This window comes from Paraburkholderia suaedae (assembly GCF_040812055.1).
GTDB lineage: Bacteria > Pseudomonadota > Gammaproteobacteria > Burkholderiales > Burkholderiaceae > Paraburkholderia.
This window is the reverse complement of sequence record NZ_JBFOAH010000001.1, coordinates 679,877-702,437: the sequence shown is the minus strand read 5'-3', so window position 1 is coordinate 702,437 and position 22,561 is coordinate 679,877. Positions and strand designations below refer to the sequence as shown.

General features: G+C 63.9%; 22 protein-coding genes. 10 read left to right on the top strand and 12 right to left on the bottom strand.

The window, feature by feature from the left end; translation table 11 throughout:
* Positions 1-33 precede the first annotated feature (33 nt).
* The 4 genes from lysM to gcl all read right to left on the bottom strand — a co-directional run bounded on the left by lysM (position 34) and on the right by gcl (position 4,969).
* Positions 34-525 (bottom strand): peptidoglycan-binding protein LysM, encoded by a 492-nt coding sequence (lysM, locus tag ABQJ48_RS03050; RefSeq protein WP_367835864.1) that lies wholly within the window; start codon positions 523-525, stop codon positions 34-36.
* Positions 526-1,223: 698 nt separating this feature from the next.
* Positions 1,224-2,132 (bottom strand): 2-hydroxy-3-oxopropionate reductase, encoded by a 909-nt coding sequence (locus tag ABQJ48_RS03045; protein ID WP_367835862.1) that lies wholly within the window; start codon positions 2,130-2,132, stop codon positions 1,224-1,226.
* Between the two features lie 114 nt (positions 2,133-2,246).
* On the bottom strand, positions 2,247-3,056 hold the full coding sequence (gene hyi / locus ABQJ48_RS03040; RefSeq protein ID WP_367835861.1) for a hydroxypyruvate isomerase: 810 nt from the start codon (positions 3,054-3,056) through the stop codon (positions 2,247-2,249).
* A 137-nt stretch (positions 3,057-3,193) separates the two neighbouring features.
* Entirely contained in the window at positions 3,194-4,969 is a 1,776-nt protein-coding gene (gcl, locus tag ABQJ48_RS03035) for a glyoxylate carboligase (protein ID WP_367835860.1), read from the bottom strand.
* A 266-nt stretch (positions 4,970-5,235) separates the two neighbouring features.
* Between gcl and ABQJ48_RS03030 the strand changes: the two genes are divergently transcribed.
* The 10 genes from ABQJ48_RS03030 (at position 5,236) to ABQJ48_RS02985 (ending at position 13,305) form a co-directional block, all read left to right on the top strand.
* Positions 5,236-6,150: a LysR family transcriptional regulator gene (locus ABQJ48_RS03030; RefSeq protein ID WP_367835859.1), complete on the top strand. Its 915-nt coding sequence runs from the start codon at positions 5,236-5,238 to the stop codon at positions 6,148-6,150.
* 143 nt (positions 6,151-6,293) lie between these two features.
* Entirely contained in the window at positions 6,294-7,166 is an 873-nt protein-coding gene (locus tag ABQJ48_RS03025) for an RNA polymerase sigma factor (protein ID WP_367835989.1), read from the top strand.
* Positions 7,156-8,202: an anti-sigma factor family protein gene (locus tag ABQJ48_RS03020; protein ID WP_367835857.1), complete on the top strand. Its 1,047-nt coding sequence runs from the start codon at positions 7,156-7,158 to the stop codon at positions 8,200-8,202. Before ABQJ48_RS03025 ends, ABQJ48_RS03020 begins: the two co-directional genes overlap by 11 nt.
* A gap of 313 nt (positions 8,203-8,515) precedes the next feature.
* The gene (gene rpsF, locus ABQJ48_RS03015; protein WP_006048823.1) at positions 8,516-8,890 is read left to right on the top strand and encodes a 30S ribosomal protein S6; all 375 of its coding nucleotides are present in this window, start codon (positions 8,516-8,518) and stop codon (positions 8,888-8,890) included.
* Between the two features lie 47 nt (positions 8,891-8,937).
* The gene (priB, locus tag ABQJ48_RS03010; RefSeq protein WP_367835856.1) at positions 8,938-9,237 is read left to right on the top strand and encodes a primosomal replication protein N; all 300 of its coding nucleotides are present in this window, start codon (positions 8,938-8,940) and stop codon (positions 9,235-9,237) included.
* Between the two features lie 2 nt (positions 9,238-9,239).
* Positions 9,240-9,515 (top strand): 30S ribosomal protein S18, encoded by a 276-nt coding sequence (gene rpsR, locus ABQJ48_RS03005; protein WP_367835855.1) that lies wholly within the window; start codon positions 9,240-9,242, stop codon positions 9,513-9,515.
* Between the two features lie 27 nt (positions 9,516-9,542).
* Positions 9,543-9,995 (top strand): 50S ribosomal protein L9, encoded by a 453-nt coding sequence (rplI, locus tag ABQJ48_RS03000; protein WP_367835853.1) that lies wholly within the window; start codon positions 9,543-9,545, stop codon positions 9,993-9,995.
* Positions 9,996-10,168: 173 nt separating this feature from the next.
* Positions 10,169-11,554 (top strand): replicative DNA helicase, encoded by a 1,386-nt coding sequence (locus tag ABQJ48_RS02995; RefSeq protein ID WP_367835852.1) that lies wholly within the window; start codon positions 10,169-10,171, stop codon positions 11,552-11,554.
* Between the two features lie 114 nt (positions 11,555-11,668).
* Positions 11,669-12,295, top strand: a complete 627-nt coding sequence (locus ABQJ48_RS02990; RefSeq protein WP_367835850.1) for a DUF47 domain-containing protein — start codon at positions 11,669-11,671, stop codon at positions 12,293-12,295.
* Positions 12,295-13,305: an inorganic phosphate transporter gene (locus tag ABQJ48_RS02985; protein WP_367835849.1), complete on the top strand. Its 1,011-nt coding sequence runs from the start codon at positions 12,295-12,297 to the stop codon at positions 13,303-13,305. The genes ABQJ48_RS02990 and ABQJ48_RS02985 overlap by 1 nt, the downstream gene beginning before the upstream one ends.
* Before the next feature lie 121 nt (positions 13,306-13,426).
* Here the strand turns inward: ABQJ48_RS02985 and ABQJ48_RS02980 are convergent, their stop codons facing one another.
* From ABQJ48_RS02980 to ABQJ48_RS02945, 8 genes are all read right to left on the bottom strand, one after another.
* On the bottom strand, positions 13,427-14,230 hold the full coding sequence (locus ABQJ48_RS02980) for an SDR family oxidoreductase (RefSeq protein ID WP_367835847.1): 804 nt from the start codon (positions 14,228-14,230) through the stop codon (positions 13,427-13,429).
* Between the two features lie 109 nt (positions 14,231-14,339).
* Complete coding sequence (locus ABQJ48_RS02975; protein WP_367835846.1) at positions 14,340-15,593, bottom strand: C40 family peptidase; 1,254 nt, start codon at positions 15,591-15,593, stop codon at positions 14,340-14,342.
* Between the two features lie 202 nt (positions 15,594-15,795).
* Positions 15,796-17,682 carry a PhoH family protein gene (locus ABQJ48_RS02970; RefSeq protein WP_367835845.1) on the bottom strand — a complete coding sequence of 629 codons (1,887 nt, stop codon included), beginning with the start codon at positions 17,680-17,682 and terminating at the stop codon, positions 15,796-15,798.
* 353 nt (positions 17,683-18,035) lie between these two features.
* Entirely contained in the window at positions 18,036-18,497 is a 462-nt protein-coding gene (locus ABQJ48_RS02965) for a peroxiredoxin (RefSeq protein ID WP_367835844.1), read from the bottom strand.
* Positions 18,498-18,638: 141 nt separating this feature from the next.
* The gene (locus ABQJ48_RS02960; RefSeq protein WP_367835842.1) at positions 18,639-19,532 is read right to left on the bottom strand and encodes a polysaccharide deacetylase family protein; all 894 of its coding nucleotides are present in this window, start codon (positions 19,530-19,532) and stop codon (positions 18,639-18,641) included.
* A gap of 10 nt (positions 19,533-19,542) precedes the next feature.
* Entirely contained in the window at positions 19,543-20,589 is a 1,047-nt protein-coding gene (locus ABQJ48_RS02955; protein ID WP_367835840.1) for a bifunctional UDP-4-keto-pentose/UDP-xylose synthase, read from the bottom strand.
* Positions 20,586-21,521, bottom strand: a complete 936-nt coding sequence (locus tag ABQJ48_RS02950) for a formyltransferase (RefSeq protein WP_367835838.1) — start codon at positions 21,519-21,521, stop codon at positions 20,586-20,588. Before ABQJ48_RS02950 ends, ABQJ48_RS02955 begins: the two co-directional genes overlap by 4 nt.
* Entirely contained in the window at positions 21,518-22,561 is a 1,044-nt protein-coding gene (locus tag ABQJ48_RS02945) for a glycosyltransferase (RefSeq protein ID WP_367835836.1), read from the bottom strand. Before ABQJ48_RS02945 ends, ABQJ48_RS02950 begins: the two co-directional genes overlap by 4 nt.

Below are 22,561 nucleotides of genomic sequence, written 5' to 3'. Positions count from 1 at the left end.
GCGTGACGGTCTATGACGCCAGAGAGCGCATCATCACTGCGCCGGGATCACCAACACCTGGCCCGGATAGATCTTGTCCGGACTCTTCAGCATCGGCGTGTTCGCCTGGAAGATGGCATCGTTGTTCGCGCCGCTGCCGTAATACTTCTCGGCGATCTTCCACAGATTGTCGCCGGGCACGACCGTGTGGAACTGCGTCGGCGCGGCGGCTGGGGTAGTGACGGTGAGTTGATCGTCGACCTTGTCGACGTTCTGCACGTTGCCGGCGGCGACCAGGATCTTGTCCTTGGTCGGCTGATCGGCGGCCTCTCCAGCAACGGTGACCGTGTGGCTCGTGCCGTCGTAGCTCACCTGCAGATTGGTGGCGTCGAGGCCCTGGCTGCGGATGTAGGTGGCGATCGCGTCGCCTGCGGTTTTATTCAGCGCGGCGACATCGGGCGCGGCCGGCTCGGCGGCTTGCGCGGAAGTAGACGCGGCGCCGAACAGCTTTTCGCCGGCTTCCTTGATGAAACTGAGAATACCCATCGATCACACTCCTGACGTAGTTGCACAAGAACAGGTTGGGCACCGGGTTATGCACTCGCTGCGAGATTGCGCGACAGACGTGAATCACACGCACGTCATGCGGATGAGACGCGTCGCGCTTGCGAGCACAACCAAGGCAGCCAACCAGACCGAACGAGTGTAGGAGAAAAGCGCGCCGCAATGTGTCAAAAATAGTGCGGACAACGAAGCGCAGTTGCAAGCAAATGCAAACGGACGTGCAAGCAGGCGCGATGCATGATTGCACCCGCTGCGAGGGATTGGCGGAAAAAGCATGACATGAATCCGACAGGCGGACACCCGACGACGACGTCTGACCGACCAAGGCTTCCCCGGCGTCACCGGGTGCCGCTGCGGACCCCACTTGCCGCTCTCAGCCCAGAGCGGCACGATTTGCCCATTGCGCCGCGCAAGCTGCGCGACGAACGGGCGCCCCACCTGTGTTTGCGACGGTTTCGCCGATGCGGCGATCACCGCAAACCGTATGATCGTGCGATGGACTTCTTGTTTCCTGCCTGTGATGCCGGCGGCAGGCTTCCCGGTGGGTGCGCCTTGCTGTCGCGGTTCGCCGTGACGCGTCGCCGCGTTCATACGACCACGCAACGACGCCCATTTCACGCACCGCGCGCTGCAACGGACCTGCCCGGCGAAAGCGCAACCCGATCACACGATGAGCCGCTTCAAGCCGCCTTCGCTTCGTTGCCCGGCGCCTGCGCGAGCTCATGATTGGCCATGATCTCGAGCGCGCGCACCATCGCCGAGTGGTCCCATGCCTTGCCGCCGTTGGCCGCGCAGACGCTGAACAGTTGCTGTGCGCTCGCGGTGTGCGGCAGCGCGATGCCTAACTTGCGCGCGCCATCGAGTGCGAGGTTCAGGTCCTTCTGGTGCAGTTCGATACGAAAGCCCGGATTGAACGTGCGTTTGGTCATGCGTTCGCCATGCACTTCCAGAATCCGCGACGACGCGAAGCCGCCCATCAACGCCTTGCGTACGCGCTCGGGGTCGGCGCCCGAACGCGACGCGAACAACAACGCTTCGGCCACCGCTTCGATGTTCAGCGCGACGATGATCTGATTGGCCACCTTGCACGTCTGACCCGCGCCGTTCTCGCCGATCAGCGAAATGTTCTTGCCCATCAGTTCGAACAGCGGCTTTGCAGTGGCGAACGCGCTTTCCGGGCCGCCTACCATGATCGTCAGCGACGCTTCACGCGCGCCAACTTCGCCGCCTGACACCGGCGCATCGAGATAGTCGACGCCGAGCGCGTTGATCTTCTTCGCAAACGCCTGCGTGTCGAGCGGCGAGATCGAGCTCATGTCGATCACCAGCTTGCCCTTCGTGAGACCGGCGGCGACGCCGTCGTCGGCGAACAGCACGTTCGCGACATCAGGCGTGTCCGGCACCATGATGATGACGATGTCGGCGGCCTGCGCGACGGCGGTCGAGCTGGCGAGCACCGTGGTCGTTTTGGCGAGGTCCTCCGGCACCGGGTGGGCGCCGTTCACGAACAGCGAATGACCGCCCTTGATGAGGTTGCGCGCCATGTGTGAGCCCATGATGCCGAGCCCGATGAAACCGATCTTTGCCATATGTGTGGATCTCCAGAGTTATGTGGTGTCCCGCGTGGGACTTATATCGGGCGCTACTGCGACCGCTGAAACGACGACTCGAGCAATCGCTCGGGCAGCTGTCGAAGCAACCGCTCAGGCCGCCGTGTGCGCCGCGCCGCGCGTTTGTCCGGCCACGCTTTGCACCCAGCCGAGACCGGCGGTGGTGGTCGTGCGCGGCTTGTACTCGCAGCCGACATAACCGTCGTAGCCGAGCGAGTCGAGTAGCGCGAACAGGTACGCGTAATTGATTTCGCCGGTGCCCGGTTCGTTGCGGCCGGGGTTGTCGGCGAGCTGGATGTGCGCGATTTGCGGCAGGTTCTTTTTGATCGTCGCGGCGAGTTCCCCTTCCATCCGTTGCATGTGATAGATGTCGTATTGCAGGAACAGGTTGTCGGAGCCCACGGCGCGAATCACGTCGAGCCCTTCGCTCGAACGGTTCAGTGCGAAGCCGGGAATGTCGTACGCGTTGCACGGTTCGATCAGCAGTTTGATGCCGGCGCGCTTCAACTGATCCGCCGCGAAGCGCAGGTTGTCGACGATCGTCGCGCGCGCCTCGTGCGCATCCACACCGGCCGTCGGAATCCCGACGAGGCAATTCACTTGCGGCACCTTCAGCGCGCTCGCATATTCGATCGCACGGCCGACGCCTTCCTGAAACTCGCTTACGCGATCCGGCAGGCACGCAATGCCGCGTTCGCCGGCTTCCCAGTTGCCGGCGGGCAGGTTGTGCAGCACCAGCTTCAGCCGGTTCTCCTGCAAACGCTCGCTCAGCTCGGCAATCGGGTACGCATACGGAAACAGGAATTCCACGGCATGAAAGCCTGCGTCCGCCGCAGCCGAAAAGCGGTCGAGGAACGGCACTTCGTTGAACAGCATGGTGAGATTCGCTGCGAATTTCGGCATGGTGCTTGTGTCTCTCTAGGGTCGGTCAGGGAAATAAATGCTTCGGACAACTGGATTCGCGTCGCGAATCGGTCGCTGACGGGCAGCGCTGCGTTGCGACGCCGCCCATCGCTTTCGCGACGCATGACTTGCGACGCTCAGTCCAGCATGCTGATCGCGGTCGGCGCGTCTTCGCGCTTCGCGGCCAGTTCCTCGAACTCGTTGATCGCGTCGATCTCCGTGCCCATCGAAATATTGGTCACGCGTTCGAGAATCACCTCGACGATCACCGGCACGTTGAACTCGGCGAGCATCGACTGCGCTCGTTGCAGCGCGGGCTTGAGCTCTTCCGGCTTGAACACGCGAATCGCCTTGCAGCCCAGACCTTCGGCGACCGCTACATGATCGACGCCATAACCGTTGGTCTCGGGCGAGTTGATATTCTCGAAGCCGAGCTGCACGCAGAAATCCATCTCGAACGCGCGTTGCGCCTGGCGGATCAGCCCGAGGTACGAGTTGTTCACGACCACATGCACATAGGGCAGGTTGAATTGCGCGCCGGCCGCGAGTTCTTCGATCATGAACTGGAAGTCGTAGTCGCCCGAAAGCGCGACGATCGGCCGTTGCGGATCGGCGGCACGTACGCCGAGCGCTGCCGGAATGGTCCAGCCGAGCGGGCCGGCCTGGCCACAGTTGATCCAGTTGCGCGCTTTGTACACATGCAGGAATTGCGCACCGGCAATCTGCGACAGACCAATCGTGCTCACGTAACAGGTATCGCGGCCGAACACCTTGTTCATCTCTTCGTAGACGCGCTGCGGCTTCATCGGCACATTGTCGAAGTGCGTCTTGCGCAGCATGGTGCGCTTGCGCTCCTGGCATTCGGCGACCCATGCGCTGCGGTCTTTCAGCTTGCCCGCGGCCTTCCATTCGCGCGCCACGTCGACGAACAGTTCGAGCGCGGCTTTCGCGTCCGACACGATCCCCAGATCCGGGCCGAACACGCGGCCAATCTGCGTCGGCTCGATGTCGATATGCACGAACTTGCGGCCCTTCGTGTACACCTCGACGCTGCCCGTGTGGCGATTCGCCCAGCGATTGCCGATGCCCAGCACGAAGTCGGATGCGAGCATCGTCGCGTTGCCGTAGCGGTGCGAGGTTTGGAGACCGACCATGCCGGCCATCAGCGGGTGGTCGTCGGGAATCGCGCCCCACGACATCAGCGTCGGGATTACCGGCACGCCGACGGTTTCGGCGAAAGTCACCAGCAGGTCTTCGGCGACTGCGTTCAGTACGCCGCCGCCGGAGACGATCAGCGGCTTGTCTGCCTCGTTGAGCATCTTCAAGGCAGCTTCGATCTGCTTGCGCGTCGCCTTCGGCTTGTACACCGGCAGCGGCTCGTACGTGTCGATGTCGAACTCGATCTCCGCGAGTTGCACGTCGATCGGCAGGTCGACCAGCACCGGACCCGGGCGGCCCGAGCGCATCAGATGGAACGCCTGCTGGAACACGCGCGGCACCAGCGCCGGTTCGCGCACCGTCACGGCCCACTTGGTGACGGGCTTGGCGATCGCTTCGATATCGACGGCCTGGAAGTCTTCCTTGTACAGACGCGCGCGCGGCGCCTGACCGGTGATGGCGAGAATAGGGATCGAGTCCGCCTGGGCGGAATACAAACCGGTGATCATGTCGGTGCCCGCGGGCCCCGACGTGCCGATGCACACGCCGATGTTGCCCGGCCGCGCCCGCGTGTAGCCCTCGGCCATGTGCGACGCGCCTTCGACGTGGCGCGCCAGCACGTGGCTGATGTTGCCGGCCTTGCGCATCGCCGAATAGAACGGGTTGATCGCGGCGCCCGGTACACCGAACGCCGTCTCGATGCCTTCTTTTTCGAGCACCAGCACGGCTGCGTCGACGGCTCTCATCTTGGCCATGAATGTCTCCTGAATGTCTTGGGGGATAGCTGTGAACGGGCGAACGGAAGCTTGTTAGGAGCAACTTTAGGCCCGACCTAAAGGTTTGATAAGATCAGTCCAGGTCGCTTATTTCGGAACAAAAAGTATGGAGTGACGCGGGGCTCGCCACGCAAGCGGAATCTGGTCCAGTGCGGCCGGAATCGCTGGAATGCGACGCGGATTCGACGCGAGTCCAAGCCGAATGCAAGCAGAATGCGACCGAACGCCACCCACAGGAGACCCACATGGATCGCTTCAAACAGATCGAGACTTTCGTGCGGGTCGCGGACGCGGGCAGCCTCGCGGCGGCGGCGCTGGAAGAGGGGGTGTCGCCGGTGATTCTCGGGCGGCGCATCGACGCGCTGGAAAAGCGCCTTGGCGTGAAACTGATGTACCGCTCGACGCGGCGGCTAGTGATCAGCGAAGACGGCGCCGCGTTTCTGGAGCGCTGCCGGGGCCTGCTGACCGAGTGGGATCAGGCGGAAAACGAACTGAGCGCCGGACGGCGTGCGGTCAACGGCCATCTGATCGTGTCGGCGCCGGCCGCGTTCGGGCGCAAGCACGTCGCGCCGCTCGCGCCGGCTTTTCTCGCCGACAAGCCGGAGTTGCAGCTGTCGTTCAATCTGACCGACCGGGTCGTGGACCTGGTGCGCGAGGGTTACGACCTGTCGATCCGCATCGGCGGCGCGGTCGATCCGAACTTCGTCGCGGTGAAGCTGGCGTCGAACCGGCGCGTGGTGTGCGGCACACCGGACTATTTCCGCCGGCACGGCAGGCCGAAAACGCTCGAAGACCTGCCGCGCCACAACTGTCTCGCATTCAATCTGCAAGGCGGGCAAAACCGCGGCTGGTATTTCCGCCGCAACGGCAAGCTCGCGACCGTGCGCGTGGGCGGCACGCTCGACTGCAACGACGGTGAACTGCTGCATCGCTGGGTCTCCGAAGGCCTCGGGCTCGGCTGGCGCTCGACGTGGGAAATCCAGCAGCAACTGGCGCGCGGCGAACTCGAAACCGTGCTCGACGAATACGCGCTGCCGGACTACGACATTCTTGCGGTCTATCCGCAGCAGCGCTATGTGCCCGCGAGGGTGCGCTATTTCATCGACTATCTTAAGGAGGTGTACGCGAGCGAGGACTACTGGAACCGGCCGGCTTATTAGTGGACGGCTGCTCGCGTTTTTTGCGCGTATTTTCCCGATCCGACGGCGACCGTGGGAATAAACTGGGCCGATCACCGGTCAAGCGGTGAGGAGCGCGTTGCGACGCGCCGCACAGCATCGCTGCAATGCCCTGGAGGGCCGAGGTGGTCCAGACCGATTCAGACGCCGCCGCTCACGAGCGACGCGAAACCGACGCAGCCAGGAGCCGCCGCTTCCAGCAGCTCGCGTTGCCGCACCTCGATGCCGCGTACAACCTCGCGCGCTGGTTGTGCGGCAACGCGAGCGACGCCGAGGACGTGGTCCAGGAAGCGTTCATGCGCGCGTTTCGTTTTTTCGACACGTTTCGCGGCGACTCCGCGCGGCCGTGGCTGCTGGCGATCGTGCGGCGCACCTGGTACACCGAATGGCGGCGACGCGCGTCGCCGCACGACATGCTCGAATTCGACGACACCATGGACGACGCCGTGTTCGACGGCTGGAGCGCGGGTGGCGCCGATCCACAGATGCTGCTGATCCGCGACGAGGACGTGCGGCGGGTCCACGAGGCGCTCGCGCAGTTGCCGGCCGAATATCGCGAGGTGCTTGTTTTGCGCGAACTCGAGGAGATGGGTTACCGGGAGATCGCCGCGGTGGCCGATCTGCCGATCGGCACGGTGATGTCGCGGCTCGCCCGGGGGCGTCGCAAGCTGGCGGCGCTGCTTGGGGCGACGCCGGCGGCAGGGGCGTCGGACGGGAAAGCCGCAGGTGAGTCCGGGCGTAGCGAGGCGCCGCGCGACGCGGGCTATTCCGAGCCGCCGCGGCAAGGCTCGACCGGTTCGCCGGAGAGCGCTGCTCGCATGGCGGCCGATAACCGGAGCGCAACGGGCGGCAACCCCGCGCGCGCCGCGATCCCGGCCGCCGGCAAGCCGGCTACCGCGACGGTCATGCCGCTGCGCGCGTCCGCCAATGGCCGGCCGCTCAACATCCCCGGCGGCAGCCCCGCCGGTCCAGTCAGGGAGACGCCGGATGAACTGTAATGAAGCACGGCCGCTCCTCGACGCGAACGCCGATCATGAATTGCCTGCGCCGGATGCGAGGCGCGTCCAGCAGCATATCGAGAGCTGCGATGCCTGCCGGCGCGAGAGCGAAAATCTGCGGTCGCTGAGTCAGGCGCTGCGGGCGGCGCCGTATCAGCGCGCGCCGCAGTCTTTGCGAGTGAGGATCGTCGCGGGATTGCCGGCGCTCGAGGACGCGTCGGCGACCTTTGAATCTACGGCCGATCAGGCGGCAGAAGGAAGCGGGGCGCACGCGGGGGCGAAGAAGGTCGGGGCGTCTGCTGCCGCCGATTCTGATGCAGCGAGAACGGCCGAGCCCGCTGGAGGCACCGCGAGGCCCGATCCGGCACCCAGGACGCGCCCGCGCCGCTGGCCTGCGTGGCTGACCGGTTGGGGCATCCCGGAAGGCGGCTTCGGCGAGCCGGTGGCCGTCGGCGGCGCGAGCCGCGGGCTCCGGGCGGGCGGGTTCGCCGCACTCGCCCTCGCGCTATGCGCGGCGACGGCGGTCATCACGCTGAATTTGCGCCGTCCAGCCGACTTCACGCCGTTCACCGATGAACTGGTGCAAAGCCACGTGCGGGCGCAGATATCGGGACGCGACATCGACGTGATTTCGACCGACCGCCATACGGTCAAGCCATGGTTCAACGGCCGGCTCGACTATTCGCCGCCGGTCGAAGACCTGGCGGCAAGCGGGTTCGCGCTGGAGGGAGGCCGTCTCGACTACCTCGGGCATCGGCGGGTGGCCGTGCTGGTGTACCGCTATGGCAAGCACGTGATCGATGTCTACGTGTTCCCGCAGGCCAGTTCCGGAGGGGCAACTGCGGGCGGGCGCCCGGACGGCTCGACGCTGGCGCCCGCGGCGGCTGGGCAGGAAGGGTATTCGATTGCGCGCTGGGACGCCGACGGCATGACCTGGTGGGCCATCACCGACGCCGCGCCCGACGCGCTGAGCCGGCTCGAGACCGCGCTGAAGGCGCGCTTGCAAAGCGGTAGCGGGCGCACGGAGAGTAGCTGACGGTGCGGCAAGCGCGGGCAAATGCGGTGTTTCTGGAACGCGGCAGACAGCGGCCGCGCTGGCACGAAAGTGCGAAAAGCGCTTCGGTATCCTGGCGAAGGCGGGCAACAACGGCCGGGATACGGCTCGCGCGCCTCCGGTCGGGTCGGCGTGCACCGCCAGGTCGTCCCTAAACCTTTGAAAACACACCCGAATCAAGCGTCGCGCCGACGCCATATCTTGCACCCCGGCCCCATTCGGGTTACACTCTTTGGCTTCTCACTTGCCACACCGGTTCCGACGCCCGGGTGGCTTTAATCCACAAGGAGTGTGTATGCGTCATTATGAAATCGTCTTTATCGTGCATCCCGATCAGAGCGAGCAAGTGCCCGCCATGATCGAGCGTTACAAGAGCACGATCACGTCGCACGGTGGCCAGATCCACCGTATCGAAGATTGGGGCCGTCGCCAACTGGCCTACATGATCGAGAAACTCGCGAAGGCTCACTACGTCTGCATGAACATCGAATGCGACCAGACCACGCTCGACGAGCTGGAACACGCATTCAAGTTCAACGACGCGGTTCTGCGTCACCTGATCGTCAAGATGAAGAAGGCCGAAACCGGCCCGTCGCCGATGATGAAGGAAGTGCAGCGCGAAGAGGCCAAGAAGTCGGCTGCTACGCAACCGTCCGAAGCGCAGGCTTAAGACGCACTATTTAAGCTACCAGAACAAGCGTTCTCGCCAAAGGCTTCATGAACCGGCTGCAACTCACGGCCAGCGTCGTCGAACGCGAACCGGTGCGGTACACCCCCGCCGGCGTTCCGATTGCGGGCTGCACGTTGCACCATTGCACGGAAGTCGTCGAGGCCGGCATCGCCAGGCAAGTCGAACTGACCATGCAAGCGGTCGCCGCGGGCGAAGCGAGCGGTAAGCTCGAAGGCTGTCGAATGGGCGTGGAAACGCTCTTCACGGGCTTTCTGGCAAAAAAGCACCGCAACGCAAGAACTCTGGTATTTCACATCACAGCATTGCAGGACATTGGAAAGGACTGAACATGCCCCGCCCGACTGGTAAGAAATTCGACAAGCGTCGTCAGCAACAAAATCCGCTCTTCAAGCGCAAGAAGTTCTGCCGTTTCACGGCCGCTGGCGTCGATCAAATCGACTACAAGGACCTCGAAACGCTGAAGGACTTCATCGGCGAAAACGGCAAGATCACGCCGGCGCGTCTGACGGGTACCAAGGCTCATTATCAACGCCAGTTGGACACGGCAATCAAGCGCGCACGTTTCCTCGCGCTGGTGCCGTACACCGACCAGCACAAGGCCTAACCCGACGACGCGATAAGGAGCATCCGAATGCAAATCATTCTTCTGGAAAAAGTCGTCAATCTGGGTAACCTGGGCGATATCGTGAAGGTCAAGGACGGTTACGCGCGTAACTTCCTGATCCCGAACAAGCAAGCTCGCCGCGCAACGAAGGAAGCCCTGGCTGAATTCGAAGTGCGCCGCGCGGAGCTGGAAAAGGTTGCCGCTGAAAAGCTGGCTACGGCTCAGGCTCAAGGCGAAAAGCTGGCGGGCTCGACGGTTCAGATCGGTCAAAAGGCGGGCGTCGACGGCCGTCTGTTCGGTTCGGTGACCAACGGCGACATCGCTGAAGCGCTGGCCAAGCAAGGCTTCGCAGTGGAAAAGGCGCAAGTGCGCCTGCCGGAAGGCCCGCTGAAGATGGTGGGCGACCACTCTGTTCAGATTTCGCTGCACACCGACGTTCTGATCGATGTAACGGTGGCTGTGATCGGCGAGCACGTATAGGCCGACTGCGTCTAAGCCGACCGCGTCTGCGCGTCAGGTAGTATCTGCCAGGAAGTGACTGGCGCAAGGCAGGGGCCGGGTAACCGGCCCCTGCCTTTTTTTGTGGCCGTTTTTTCACGGGTTTTCGTTTTCCCGCTCGCCGCCGCCGCCCGATTACCCGATAATTCCTCTCCATGAACGCACCGTCCAAAGATCCCCAACTCGAGTCGCTCAAAGTCCCGCCGCATTCGATCGAAGCCGAACAATCGGTGCTGGGCGGCTTGCTGCTCGACAACGCGGCATGGGACCGCATCGCCGACTTCCTCGCGCAGAGTGACTTTTACCGTTACGACCACCGCATCATCTTCCAGCACATCGGCAAGCTGATCGCGGCCACACGGCCGGCCGACGTGATCACCGTGTATGAAGCGCTCGGCACGTCGGGCAAGGCGGAAGAGGTTGGCGGTCTGGCTTACCTGAACGCGCTGGCGCAGAACACGCCGAGCGCGGCCAACATCCGTCGCTATGCGGAGATCGTGCGCGATCGTGCGGTGTTGCGCCGGCTGGTTTCCGTCGCCGACGAAATCTCCGCCGACGCATTCAACCCGCAGGGCAAGGAAGTTCGGCAATTGCTGGACGAAGCGGAATCGAAGGTCTTTTCGATCGCCGAAGACGGCGCGCGCGGCACGCAAGGCTTCCTCGAGATCGGGCCATTGCTGACAGAAGTCGTCGAGCGGATCGACACGCTGTATCACACCGCCAATCCAAGCGACGTAACGGGCACGCCAACCGGCTTTGTCGATCTGGATCGCATGACTTCGGGCATGCACGGTGGCGAGCTGATCATCGTCGCGGGCCGTCCGTCGATGGGTAAAACCGCGTTTTCGATGAACATTGGCGAATACGTCGCGGTCGAGTATGGCCTGCCGGTGGCTGTGTTCTCGATGGAAATGCCGGGTTCGCAACTCACCATGCGTATGCTCGGCTCGGTTGGCCGGCTCGATCAGCACCGCATGCGGACCGGCCGTCTGACCGACGAGGATTGGCCCAAGCTCACGCACGCGGTGCAGAAAATGAGCGAGGCGCAGATTTTCATCGACGAAACGGGTGGGCTCAACCCAATGGAGTTGCGCTCGCGCGCGCGGCGCCTGTCGCGCCAATGCGGCAAGCTCGGGTTGATCATCATCGATTATCTGCAACTGATGAGCGGGTCGTCGACCGGCGAAAACCGTGCGACCGAGATTTCGGAAATCTCGCGTTCGCTCAAGAGCCTCGCCAAGGAACTCGACGTGCCGGTGATCGCGTTGTCGCAGCTCAACCGAGGTCTCGAGCAGCGTCCCAACAAGCGGCCCATCATGTCGGACTTGCGCGAGTCGGGTGCAATCGAGCAGGACGCGGACGTGATCCTGTTCATTTACCGCGATGAAGTCTATAACCCCGACAGCCCTGACAAGGGTACCGCGGAAATCATCATCGGCAAGCAGCGCAATGGTCCGATTGGCCCGGTTCGGCTCACGTTCCACGGCCAATTCACGAAGTTCGACAATTTTGCCGGTGCTCAGAATTTCTACGGCGAGTAAAGCACCAAATAGGCGCCTGTTGTAACGGCGCTTTCCAAAGCGCGGCGCAGGTCCCGCAACGGTACAATGTGGCGATTTTATGTCAGCCATTAGTGACCAATTTTCGGGATCCCAATGTTCGGTCGATTCATGCCCACCGAGGGCAAGTTCTTTGAAATTTTCAATGCGCACGCAACGTGCATAGTCTCGGCGAGCCGCGAACTCGAACTGCTCATCGACAATCTGCAGGACGCGGAAACCCACAAGCAAAACGTGCAAAAGGCCGAGAAGGCCGCTGACAAACTCACGCACGAGACCATCGACCTGCTGCACAAGACCTTCATCACGCCGCTCGACCGCGATGAAATCCACAAACTGATTACCACGATGGACGACATCCTCGATCTGATGGAGGACGTCGCCACCGCTATCTCGCTGTACGACGTGCGCTCGGTGACGTCGGAAGCGAGCCAGCTCGCGCACATCTGCACTGCGACTTCCGAGCGCGTGCAGTTCGCCGTCAGTCTGCTGTCGGACATGAAGCAGGCGAGCCAGATCCTGAAGGCCTGCGAAGAAATCGACCGGCTGGAATCCGAAGCCGACCGCGTGCTGCGCTCGGCCATGTCGAAACTGTTCCGGGAAGAGGACAACGTCAAGACCCTGATCAAGCTCAAGGCAATCTACGAATTGCTCGAGACGATCACGGACAAATGTGAAGACGTCGCAAACATCATCGAAGGCATCGTGCTGGAAAACGCATAATGCATTCGATACAACTTGCTATCTGGGTCGTCGCCGGCCTGGTTGCCGTCGCGCTCATTTTCGACTTCATGAACGGCTTTCACGACGCGGCGAATTCGATCGCCACGGTCGTTTCGACGGGCGTGCTCAAACCGCAGCAGGCGGTGGCGTTTGCGGCAGCGTTCAATGTCATTGCGTATTTCGTGTTTCACCTGAAAGTGGCCGCGACCGTTGGGCGGGGCACGATCGACCCCAACATCGTCGACCATTACGTGATTTTCGGCGCGCTGCTCGGGGCCATCGGCTGGAACATCATCACGTGGCACTACGGCATTCCGTCGAGCTCGTCGCATGCGCTGATCGGCGGGCTCGTGGGCGCGGCGCTCGCCAAGTCGGGCTGGGGTTCGCTCAACATGGACGGCCTGATGAAGACGGTGGCCTTCATTTTCATTTCGCCGCTGCTCGGGTTCGTGCTCGGCTCGTTTTTCATGCTGGCGGTGTCGTGGCTCTACTTCCGCACGCCGCCGAGCAAGGTGGATCGGCGGTTTCGCCGTTTGCAACTGGTGTCGGCCGGCTTGTATAGCCTCGGGCACGGCGGTAACGACGCGCAGAAAACCATCGGTATCATCTGGATGCTGCTGATCGCAACCGGTTTTGCGTCGTCGCTTGCCGACGCGCCCCCGCTGTGGGTGATTGGCGGCTGCTATCTGTCGATGGGCCTGGGCACGCTGTTCGGCGGCTGGCGGATTGTCCGCACGATGGGCCAGAAGATCACCAAGCTCAAGCCGGTCGGCGGCTTCTGTGCGGAGTCCGGCGGAGCGATCACGCTATTCACCGCTTCCTGGCTCGGCATTCCAGTGTCAACCACGCATACGATCACCGGCGCGATCGTCGGTGTCGGCGCGACGCAGAAGCTCAGCGCGGTGCGCTGGGGCGTGGCCGGCAACATCGTGTGGGCGTGGATTCTGACGATTCCGGCCTCCGCGCTGCTGTCCGCGGCGGGTTGGTGGGTTGGGCACCATTTCCTGTAAGTGCGTGCGCCAGTGCGGGCAGCGCCGCGGGCCGCGCTGACGGCGCTGACGCGTCAACAGCCGCCCGCGCGGGAGTCTGGCTGCAGCGAGGCTTCAGCGCCAGTCCTCCGGCGCGCGTCGATCAGATGAGCGGCGCACTACCGCCGTCCATCGGGACGATCGCGCCCGTTACGTAACTTGCGCGGCGGCTCGCCAGAAACAGCGCGACGTCGGCGATTTCTTCCGGTCTTGCATAGCGTCCGAGCGGTACTCTGGCTTGCCCGCGTGCCAGCGCTTCCGCGTTCTCGATCCCTTGCTGCGCGGCTTCCAGCCTGACCGCTTCCTCGACGCGCTCGGTCAGCGTCGCGCCCGGATTGATGGCGTTGATGCGGATGCCATAGCGCGCGTAGTAGTGGGCGAGGCCGACGGTGGCGAGCATCAGCGCGGCATTCGCGGCGCCGCCGGCGATGTGGATATCGCTCGCGATCTTGCCGCCCATGCCGATGATATTGACGATCGTGCCAGGCTCTCCGCCGCCCGTCTTCGCGCGTTCCGCCATGCGGCGCAGAACTTCCTGCTGCGGATAGATGTACGGGAAATACTTCGCTTCCATCGTCGCCCTGAACGCCTCGGCGTCGAGCGTCTCCGGGTCATAGCGGCGCGCCGCGCCGGCGCTGTTGATCAGCACGTCGATCGGGCCTACCGCGGCGCCGACTTCCTCGACGATATCGGCGGCGCTGTGCGGTTCGTGGAGATCGGCGCGAGTGCGGTGCACGTGCAGGCCTTCCTGTTGCAACTGTTCGTACGCGCGCGCCAGATTGGCGGGATCGCGCGAAACGATTGCGACTTTCGCGCCTTCCTGAGCGAACGCGCGCGCGCAGGCGAAACCGATTCCCTTGCTGCCGCCCGTGATCAACACGACTTTGCCTTTCAGCCCAAGATCCATGGTTGCCACCCGGTGTCGGAAGAATATCGGTGACGATAGCAGATCGGCGGTGTCGCTGTGCCGTGCCTTCGACACGGCCGATTGAATGGAGCGAAGCGGAGCGAGCGGCTCAGAAGTTGCCGTTCGCGAAGCGGGCGATCGGATCGTCGTTGGTCTGCGTGGGCGGGGGCAACCCTCGCGACGATGTCGAGGCTCGCATGATCTGCACGCCGCCGTTGCTATCGGCTTGCCGCGCCTCGTTAGCCTGGCGTGCGGCGACGGAGGCGGGCGGCGGCGGCTCGAACGCATCGGCGGCGGCGTCGATCGCGTCGGACGTGCGCGTAGCTGCGCCTGGCGATGCGGCACTGGCGGCCGTTGCGGTTTGTCCGGATGCCGCGGCCCCGGGGGCGTACGCGCTTGCCTGAGCGGCTGGCGCTACGATCGGCGCGACAGCGCCGGCCGCGCGCGCCTGCATCTGCGCGGCGCTCATGCCGGGCGGCGGTGGTTCGAAGGGATCGGCTTGCGCTGTCGGCGCGCCTGCGGTAGCCAGACCCGCGGCCGAAGTCGCCCGCGAGGCCATGCTCGACGATGCCTCGCGCATCGTTGCAACCCGGACTGCTTGCTGCTGAGAGGGCCATTGCGATTGCGGCGACCCGGCCGTGTAGCCAGTGGAGCGGGCGTCACCGACTCCCGCGCCTGCCGAGGACGGCTCGCTTGCCCGCGCGGCGGCCATCCCGCCGGCGCCGGCATAGGCGGGCGCCGAGCGCGTCACGCGCCCAACCGGTTCGGGCGACTGCGGCGCTGCAGCCTGATAGCTGGGCGTATCGAACGGCGCGGGGGCGGCGGCCGGCCCAGCCATGCGGCGGATGCCGTCGAAGCGCTTCGCCCAATAGGGATTGGTCAGATAGTCGAGCCGCACCGTGCCGCCAGTAGACGGCGCATTGACGAAGCGCAGCTTGCCTACGTAGATGCCGACGTGCGAGTGCGCGCGTCCGGTCGTATTGAAGAAAATCAGGTCGCCGGGCGCGATCTCATCCGGTTCGATCGTCTCGCCGCGTCCGCTCATCTCGGCGGTGGTGCGCGGCAGGTTCACCGATGCCGCGCGCAGCACGACATAGCGAACCAATCCGCTGCAATCGAAACCGCTATCGGGCGTATTACCTCCCCAACGGTATGGAACACCGACGAGGCTCATCGCCTGAATCGAGATTTCTTCGCGGCCGATGCTGTGGTCGACGAAATGCGGCAAACCCGGCGGCGGCTCCCGATACGCACCGTTCGCCACCACGATCGAGTTGCCGGAACCGCGCGAGCTCTTCTGCGGCGCGCCGGCGCAGGCGGCGAGCAGCAGGACGGGCAGCAGCGAAAACGCGAGTCGGCGCATTGAGAGGCGAGGCGAGCGCTGAGCGCTCGTTTTCGGGCGGACGATCCCCGGATGGTAGCCCGCACGCCATAGCCGCGGCAAGAATTGTTGATAAATTACTTGAAGTCCATGCGCTAAGTGTTGCCTCAGCGGGACGCGGATTAAAAAAGCCGCACCCGGGAAGCCCGGGCGCGGCCTGCTGCAGCAGCTAACCGGCTGGAACTTAAAGAATTTCCGACGCGTAATCAGCAAGTCGCGAGCGCTCGCCGCGCGCCAGCGTGACATGCCCGCTGTGCGCCCAGCCTTTGAAGCGGTCGACCACATACGTCAAACCGGAACTGCCTTCGGTCAGGTAAGGCGTATCGATCTGCGCGATATTGCCCAGACAGATGATCTTCGTGCCGGGGCCCGCGCGCGTGACCAGCGTTTTCATCTGCTTTGGCGTCAGGTTCTGCGCCTCGTCGATGATCAGATACTTGTCCACGAACGTACGACCGCGCATGAAATTCATGCTCTTGACCTTCAGGCGCGAGCGGATCAATTCCTGAGTCGCGGCACGGCCCCATTCGCCGGCGGCGTCGTCGGTCTTTTGCAGGACTTCGAGGTTGTCGTCGAACGCACCCATCCACGGCTGCATCTTTTCCTCTTCCGTGCCCGGCAGAAAGCCGATGTCTTCGCCGACCGGCACTGTGGCACGCGTCACGATGATTTCGTTGTAGCGCTTGTCGTCGAGCACCTGCGCGAGGCCGGCGGCGAGCGCGACCAGCGTCTTGCCGGTGCCGGCCTGGCCCAGCAGCGTGACGAAGTCGATTTCCGGATTCATCAACAGGTTCAGTGCGAAGTTCTGCTCGCGGTTGCGCGCGGTGATCCCCCACACGTTGTTCTTGTGGTGGCCGTAGTCGCGTAGCGTTTGCAGCAGCGCCGTCTTGCCGTTCAACTCGCGCACCAGCGCATGAAACGTGGGCTCGCCGTTTTGCGGCTCCAGATAAACGAATTCGTTGACCAGCATCGATGCGCACAGCGGCCCGGTCACGCGGTAGTAGGTGGTGCCGGTCTTGGTGTCCTGCCAGCTCTCCATGCCCTTCGCGTGCCGGGTCCAGAAGTCCTGCGGCAACGCGCGGATGCCCGAATACAGCAAGTCGCTGTCTTCCAGCACCTGGTCGTTGAAGTAATCTTCGGCGGGCAGGCCGAGCGCATGCGCCTTGATGCGCATGTTGATGTCTTTCGACACCAGCACCACCTGGCGATCGGCGCGGTCACGCTGCAGCGCGCGCACTACGCCGAGGATCTGGTTGTCGGCCTTGCCTTGGGGCAGACCTTCGACCGGCTCGATCGCGGTGAGCCTGGTCTGGAAATACAGGCGCCCGGACGCCTCGCGGCTGCCCAGGCGCGCGAGCGAAATGCCGTCGGACATGTTGCCCGCGTTCGCTACCAGCGCGTCGAGCGTACGGCTCACCTGGCGAGCGTTGCGCGCGACTTCCGACATGCCTTTCTTGTGATTGTCGAGCTCTTCCAACGTCATCATCGGCAGATAGACGTCGTGTTCCTCGAAACGGAACAGGCAGCTCGGATCGTGCATCAGCACATTGGTGTCGAGCACAAAGAGCTTTTGGACTTCGACCGGCTCGCCGGCCGTGCTGCGTTTCCTGCTTGTGCCCCGCGCGGCCGGCGCGGCGGCAACGGGTGTGTCGGCTGCGGGCTGTTTGGTACCGGGCGCGCGTGCGACCGCCGGCTGCGGGGCAGCCGCGGGTTCGCTTTGCGGATGAGCCGCCGGGACCGGCTGCAGGGGCTGCACGGGCTGCAATAGCGCGGCGGTCTGCTTCGATCGACGGCGGGTGGTCCCTGTGTCACGCGTGGGGGCGGCTTGTGCGGAGGACGCGTCGGCCGCGGCGGACGACGAAACCGGCACGGTCCGCAGCGTGGTGGCGGCATTGGCCGCATGCGACATCGGCGTTGCGACGTTCGCGCGGCCGTAATCGGCCGACTCGGCGGATTCCCCGGGGCTTGCCTGTTTTTTCGCGGCGGAGCGCGCCGGCGCGGCCGGTTTCGCCTTGTATTCGTCAGGTGGCAGAAGATTGCCGAGCTTGCTGGGGGGAGTAGGCAAAGGCATGGTTTCCCTCGAATTTATCGGGTCACATATCGTGCGCCGCCTGTCGCATTCTGCCGGTGCCAGTGGAGGCGCACGCAGTTTGCGCCCGGAGGCGCGCATTCGGTCTAGAGATGCCGGTTCGCCTGGTCTTCGATCGGCTCCTTGCAAGTGCGCGGCCGAGTGAACGAACGGTTGCGCGCCATTAAAAAAGCCGCCGCCCCGGCGTACGGGGCAAGCGGCTCGCCTTCGGTGCTCACGTTGCGCTTCACGACCCGCACGGCCCCGGTGAAGCCGGGACAGCGACCGTCAGGTCTGGCGCAGCGGAGAAAAACGTGGGGTGGACAGGCACTCATTGCAGGCCAATATAACGCGGCTCAGAGCGCTTGTACAGCCGCCAGAATGTCGTCGACGTGACCGGGCACCTTCACGCCGCGCCACTCGTTGCGCAACACGCCATCGGCGTCGATGAGGAAGGTTGAGCGTTCAATCCCCCGGACTTCTTTGCCATACATTTTCTTCATTTTGATGACATCGAAGAGCTTGCACAGCTGTTCTTCCGGGTCCGAGACAAGCGGAAAGGGCAGTTCGAGCTTGGCCTTGAAATTGTCATGCGAGCGCAGGCTGTCGCGCGACACGCCAACGATTTCCGCGCCGGCCTTCCGGAACTTCGGATACAGGTCGCGGAATTGCAGACCTTCCGTCGTGCAGCCTGGGGTGTTGTCCTTCGGATAAAAGTACAGCACCACCTTCTTGCCCCGCAGCCTGGACAGCGTGATTTCGCCGCCGGTAGCGGGGGCGGTGAAGTCGGGGATGGGTTGATCGACTGCGATAGACACGAGGTTCTCCGGTTGTTATGGCCGACGCCGGACTGCTGCTGCGGCGTCGGCCTGGCATCGAGGCTTGCGGGGAGGTCGGCACGTGGACGGCGTGATCCTGCGCGGTGGCCGGCTCGTTAGGGTGGGCCTTTGGCCGGCCAGTCAAGGCTGGACGATCAGCTCGCCGGAGCGCCCTGGAATCTCACCCCATGTAACAGGGTACGATGGCAGCGAGCTGCGGTCTAGCGTGGCGTAGTAATCACCCATGGTCGCGAAGGTATGGCCTTGCGCGCGCCAGCCTTCCAGCAGTTGTTCGAAGATCGGCGCGAGCTTTTGACCTTCCAGTTCGGCGTGGAGCGTGAACACCTGGTCGTGCGGATTGTTGGCGGTGTGCCTGAGCAGCCACTGCGCGACGCTGCGCTCGTCGACGCCGTCCACGCCGAGCACTTCGTCGAGCGTGGGCAGCGTGGTGGGCATCTGCACATGGGTGAGCGTCCTGCCGTCTACAACCGGCAGATACGGCGAGTGACCTCGCCCGTCGGACGCAAAGCGCATGCCCCACGCGTCGATCTGCTCGAATGCGTGCGCGTTCATCTGCCAGCCCGCCGCGCCGTGCGTGACCGGCGGGGCGCCGAACACTTCGACGAAACGCTCGTGGCTCTTCTGCATCTGCGCGGTAGTCCACGCGCGGTCTTTCGAGCGCACGTTGTCCTGCCAGTACACGTGATCCCACGTATGAATGCCGCATTCGAAGCCGGCTTCGTGGATCGCACGCATCTCGGCGGCCGCCTTCGCGCCGATATCGGGACCCGGCAGCAGCACGCCGTACATCAACTGCTTGAGCCCGTAGTGCTCGACCACCGAGGTGCGCGACACCTTCTTGAGAAAGCCCGGCCGCAGCACGCGGCGCATCGCCCAACCGGTGTGGTCGGGGCCGAGGCTGAAAAGGAACGTGGCGCGGGCCTTGAAGCGGTCGAAGATGCGCGCGAGATTCGGCACGCCTTCGCGGGTGCCGCGCAGCGTGTCGACGTCGATCTTCAGGACGATACGAGCCAAGGATCAGCCCTTATTGCTGTTCGACGAGTGCGCGCGCTTCGCCGACATGGCCGCGATACGCTTCGAAAATCTTGCGCAGCGCCTGGTCGAAAGTCGATTTCGGCGCCCAGTCGAGTTCCTGCATCGTGTTGTCGATCTTCGGCACACGGTTCTGCACGTCCTGGTAGCCCGCGCCGTAATACGCGCCCGACGACGTTTCCACCAGCTGCACCTGTTTGGCCGTCGCCGCGTATTCCGGGAATTCGGCGGCGAGCGTCAGCATCTTGTGCGCGAGTTCGCGCACCGAGAAATTGTTGGTCGGGTTGCCGATGTTGTAGATCTTGCCCGTCGCGATGCCGTCCTTGTTCGCGATGATCTTCATCAGCGCGCCGATGCCGTCGTCGATATCCGTGAACGCGCGTTTTTGCGCGCCGCCGTCGACGAGGCTGATGTTCTCGCCGCGCACGATATGGCCGAGGAACTGCGTGACCACGCGCGAGCTGCCTTCCTTCGGCGTGTAGATGGAGTCGAGGCCCGGGCCGATCCAGTTGAACGGACGGAACAGCGTGAAGTTCAGCCCCTCCATGCCGTAACCCCAGATCACGCGGTCCATCAGCTGTTTCGAGCACGCGTAGATCCAGCGCGGCTTGTTGATCGGGCCGTACGAAAGCTGCGATTCTTCCGGATCGAACTGCTCGTCCGTGCACATGCCGTAGACCTCGGAGGTCGACGGAAACACCAGGTGCTTGCCGTACTTGACGGCCGAACGCACGATCGGCAGGTTCGCCTCGAAGTCCAGCTCGAACACGCGCAGCGGCTGCTTGACGTAGGTTGCCGGGGTCGCGATCGCGACGAGCGGCAGGATCACATCGCACTTCTTGACGTGATACTCGACCCACTCCTTGTTGATCGTGATGTCGCCTTCGAAGAAGTGCATCCGTTCATGATTGATGAGGTCGCCCAGGCGTTCGGTCTGCATGTCCATCCCGAAGACTTCCCAATCGGTCGTTTCGAGAATGCGCTTGGACAGGTGATGGCCGATAAAGCCGTTCACACCCAGAATCAGGACTTTTTTCATGAATGTCGGGGAATTGGGATGAGCTGGGAGAATTCGGCTGGGGTGACGACAGTTTCTCTGCCGTCGTGCTGGTGCCGCAATTCGTGGATGGCGATGGCGCGGCCGTCGCCGCAGATCGCGAAAACGGCATTATCGCTTACGTGCAGGCCCGGCGGCAAATCCGCGCGTAGCGCGCCCGGCGCTGTCAGGCGCGCGCGGGCGATGACGAAACGATGGCCTGCGAGTTCGGTGAAAGCGCCGGGGTAGGGCGGCGCGACTCCGCGGATCAGGTTGTAGACCTGCTGCGCGGGCTGCGTCCAGTCGATCCGGCCGTCTTCCGGCTTGCGTCCCCCGTAATAGCTGCCGTGCGCGAGGTCGTTCGGCAGATGCGGCGCTTCGCCCGCCAGCAAGGCCGGCAGCACGCGCCACAGGGTCTGCTCGGCGGCGACCGTGACCTTGTCGAACACTTGCGCGGCCGTGTCGTCGGGCAGGATCGGCACCGGCGTTTGCGCGACGATCGCACCCGCGTCGGGCTTGGCGGCCATCTCGTGCAAAGTCGCACCGGTCTCGGTTTCGCCGTGGATCACCGCCCAGTTGGTCGGCACGCGGCCGCGGTACTTCGGCAGCAGGGAGCCGTGCATGTTGTACGCGCCCCGTGCGGCGAGCGCGAGCAAGTCGACCGGCAGCATGTGGCGGTAATAGAACGAAAAGATGAAGTCCGGCCGCTCGGCGCTGAGCGCGGCACGCAGCGCCGGGCTCTGCGGATCGCCGGGCGTCACGACCGGGATGCCGTGCTCGGCGGCGACCGACGCGACGCTGGCGAACCAGATGTTCTCGTTCGGGTTGTCTTCGTGGGTGACGACCAGCGTGACGTCGACCCCGCGCGCGAGCAGCACCTGCAGGCAGCGCACCCCGACGTTGTGATACGCGAATACGATAGCGCGCGGCTTCATGGCGTGGGCCCGGGATCGGCCATCGGCCCCGCGTGCACGGCTTGTACCACGGCCTGGCGCGGCGTTTCGGCGAAGGTCGTGCCGTCGCGCTGTTCGAGAATGGTCTGCACCAGATAGCGCGGCCGCGCGCGCACCTGCTGATAAATGCGGCCGATGTATTCGCCCAGCAGGCCGAGCGCGAAAATGATCACGCCGAGCAGGAAGAAGGTGATGGCGAACAGCGTGAACACACCTTGCACCTCCGCGCCGATGATGAAGCGGCGAATCAGCAGCAGCACGAACAGCGCCGCCGAACCGAGCGACAGAATCACGCCGATGAACGACAGCCATTGCAGCGGCACCACCGAGAAGCCGGTCACGAGGTCGAAGTTCAGGCGGATCAGCGAGTACAGCGAGTACTTCGATTCGCCGGCGAAGCGCTCTTCGTGCGCGACTTCGATTTCCACCGGATTCTGCGCGAACGTGTACGCGAGCGCCGGAATGAACGTGTTGATCTCGCCGCAGCGATTGATCGTGTCGATGATGTGCCGGCTATACGCACGCAGCATGCAGCCCTGGTCGGTCATCTTGATGCGGGTGATGCGCTCGCGCAGCCGGTTCATCGCGCGCGATGCCTTGCGGCGCCACAGGCTGTCCTGGCGTTGCAGCCGAATCGTGCCGACGTAGTCGTAGCCTTCGCGCATCTTCGACACCAGCTTGCCGATTTCCTCCGGCGGATTCTGCAGGTCGGCGTCGAGCGTGATGACGATCTCGCCGCGCGATTGCTCGAAGCCCGCGAGAATCGCCATGTGCTGCCCGTAATTGCCGTTCAGCAGGATCACGCGGGTCGTGTCCGGGCGCGCGCGGAACTGCTCGGCGAGCAGGGCGGCGGATCTGTCGCGGCTGCCGTCGTTGATGAAAATGACTTCATAACCGGTGCCGAGTGCGTCGAGTGCGGGATACAGGCGCGTGAAGAGCGCGGCCAGCCCGGCTTCCTCGTTGAACACGGGAATGATGATCGACACTTCCGGCGCCGCGGCGCGATGTTCCGAATAACTCAT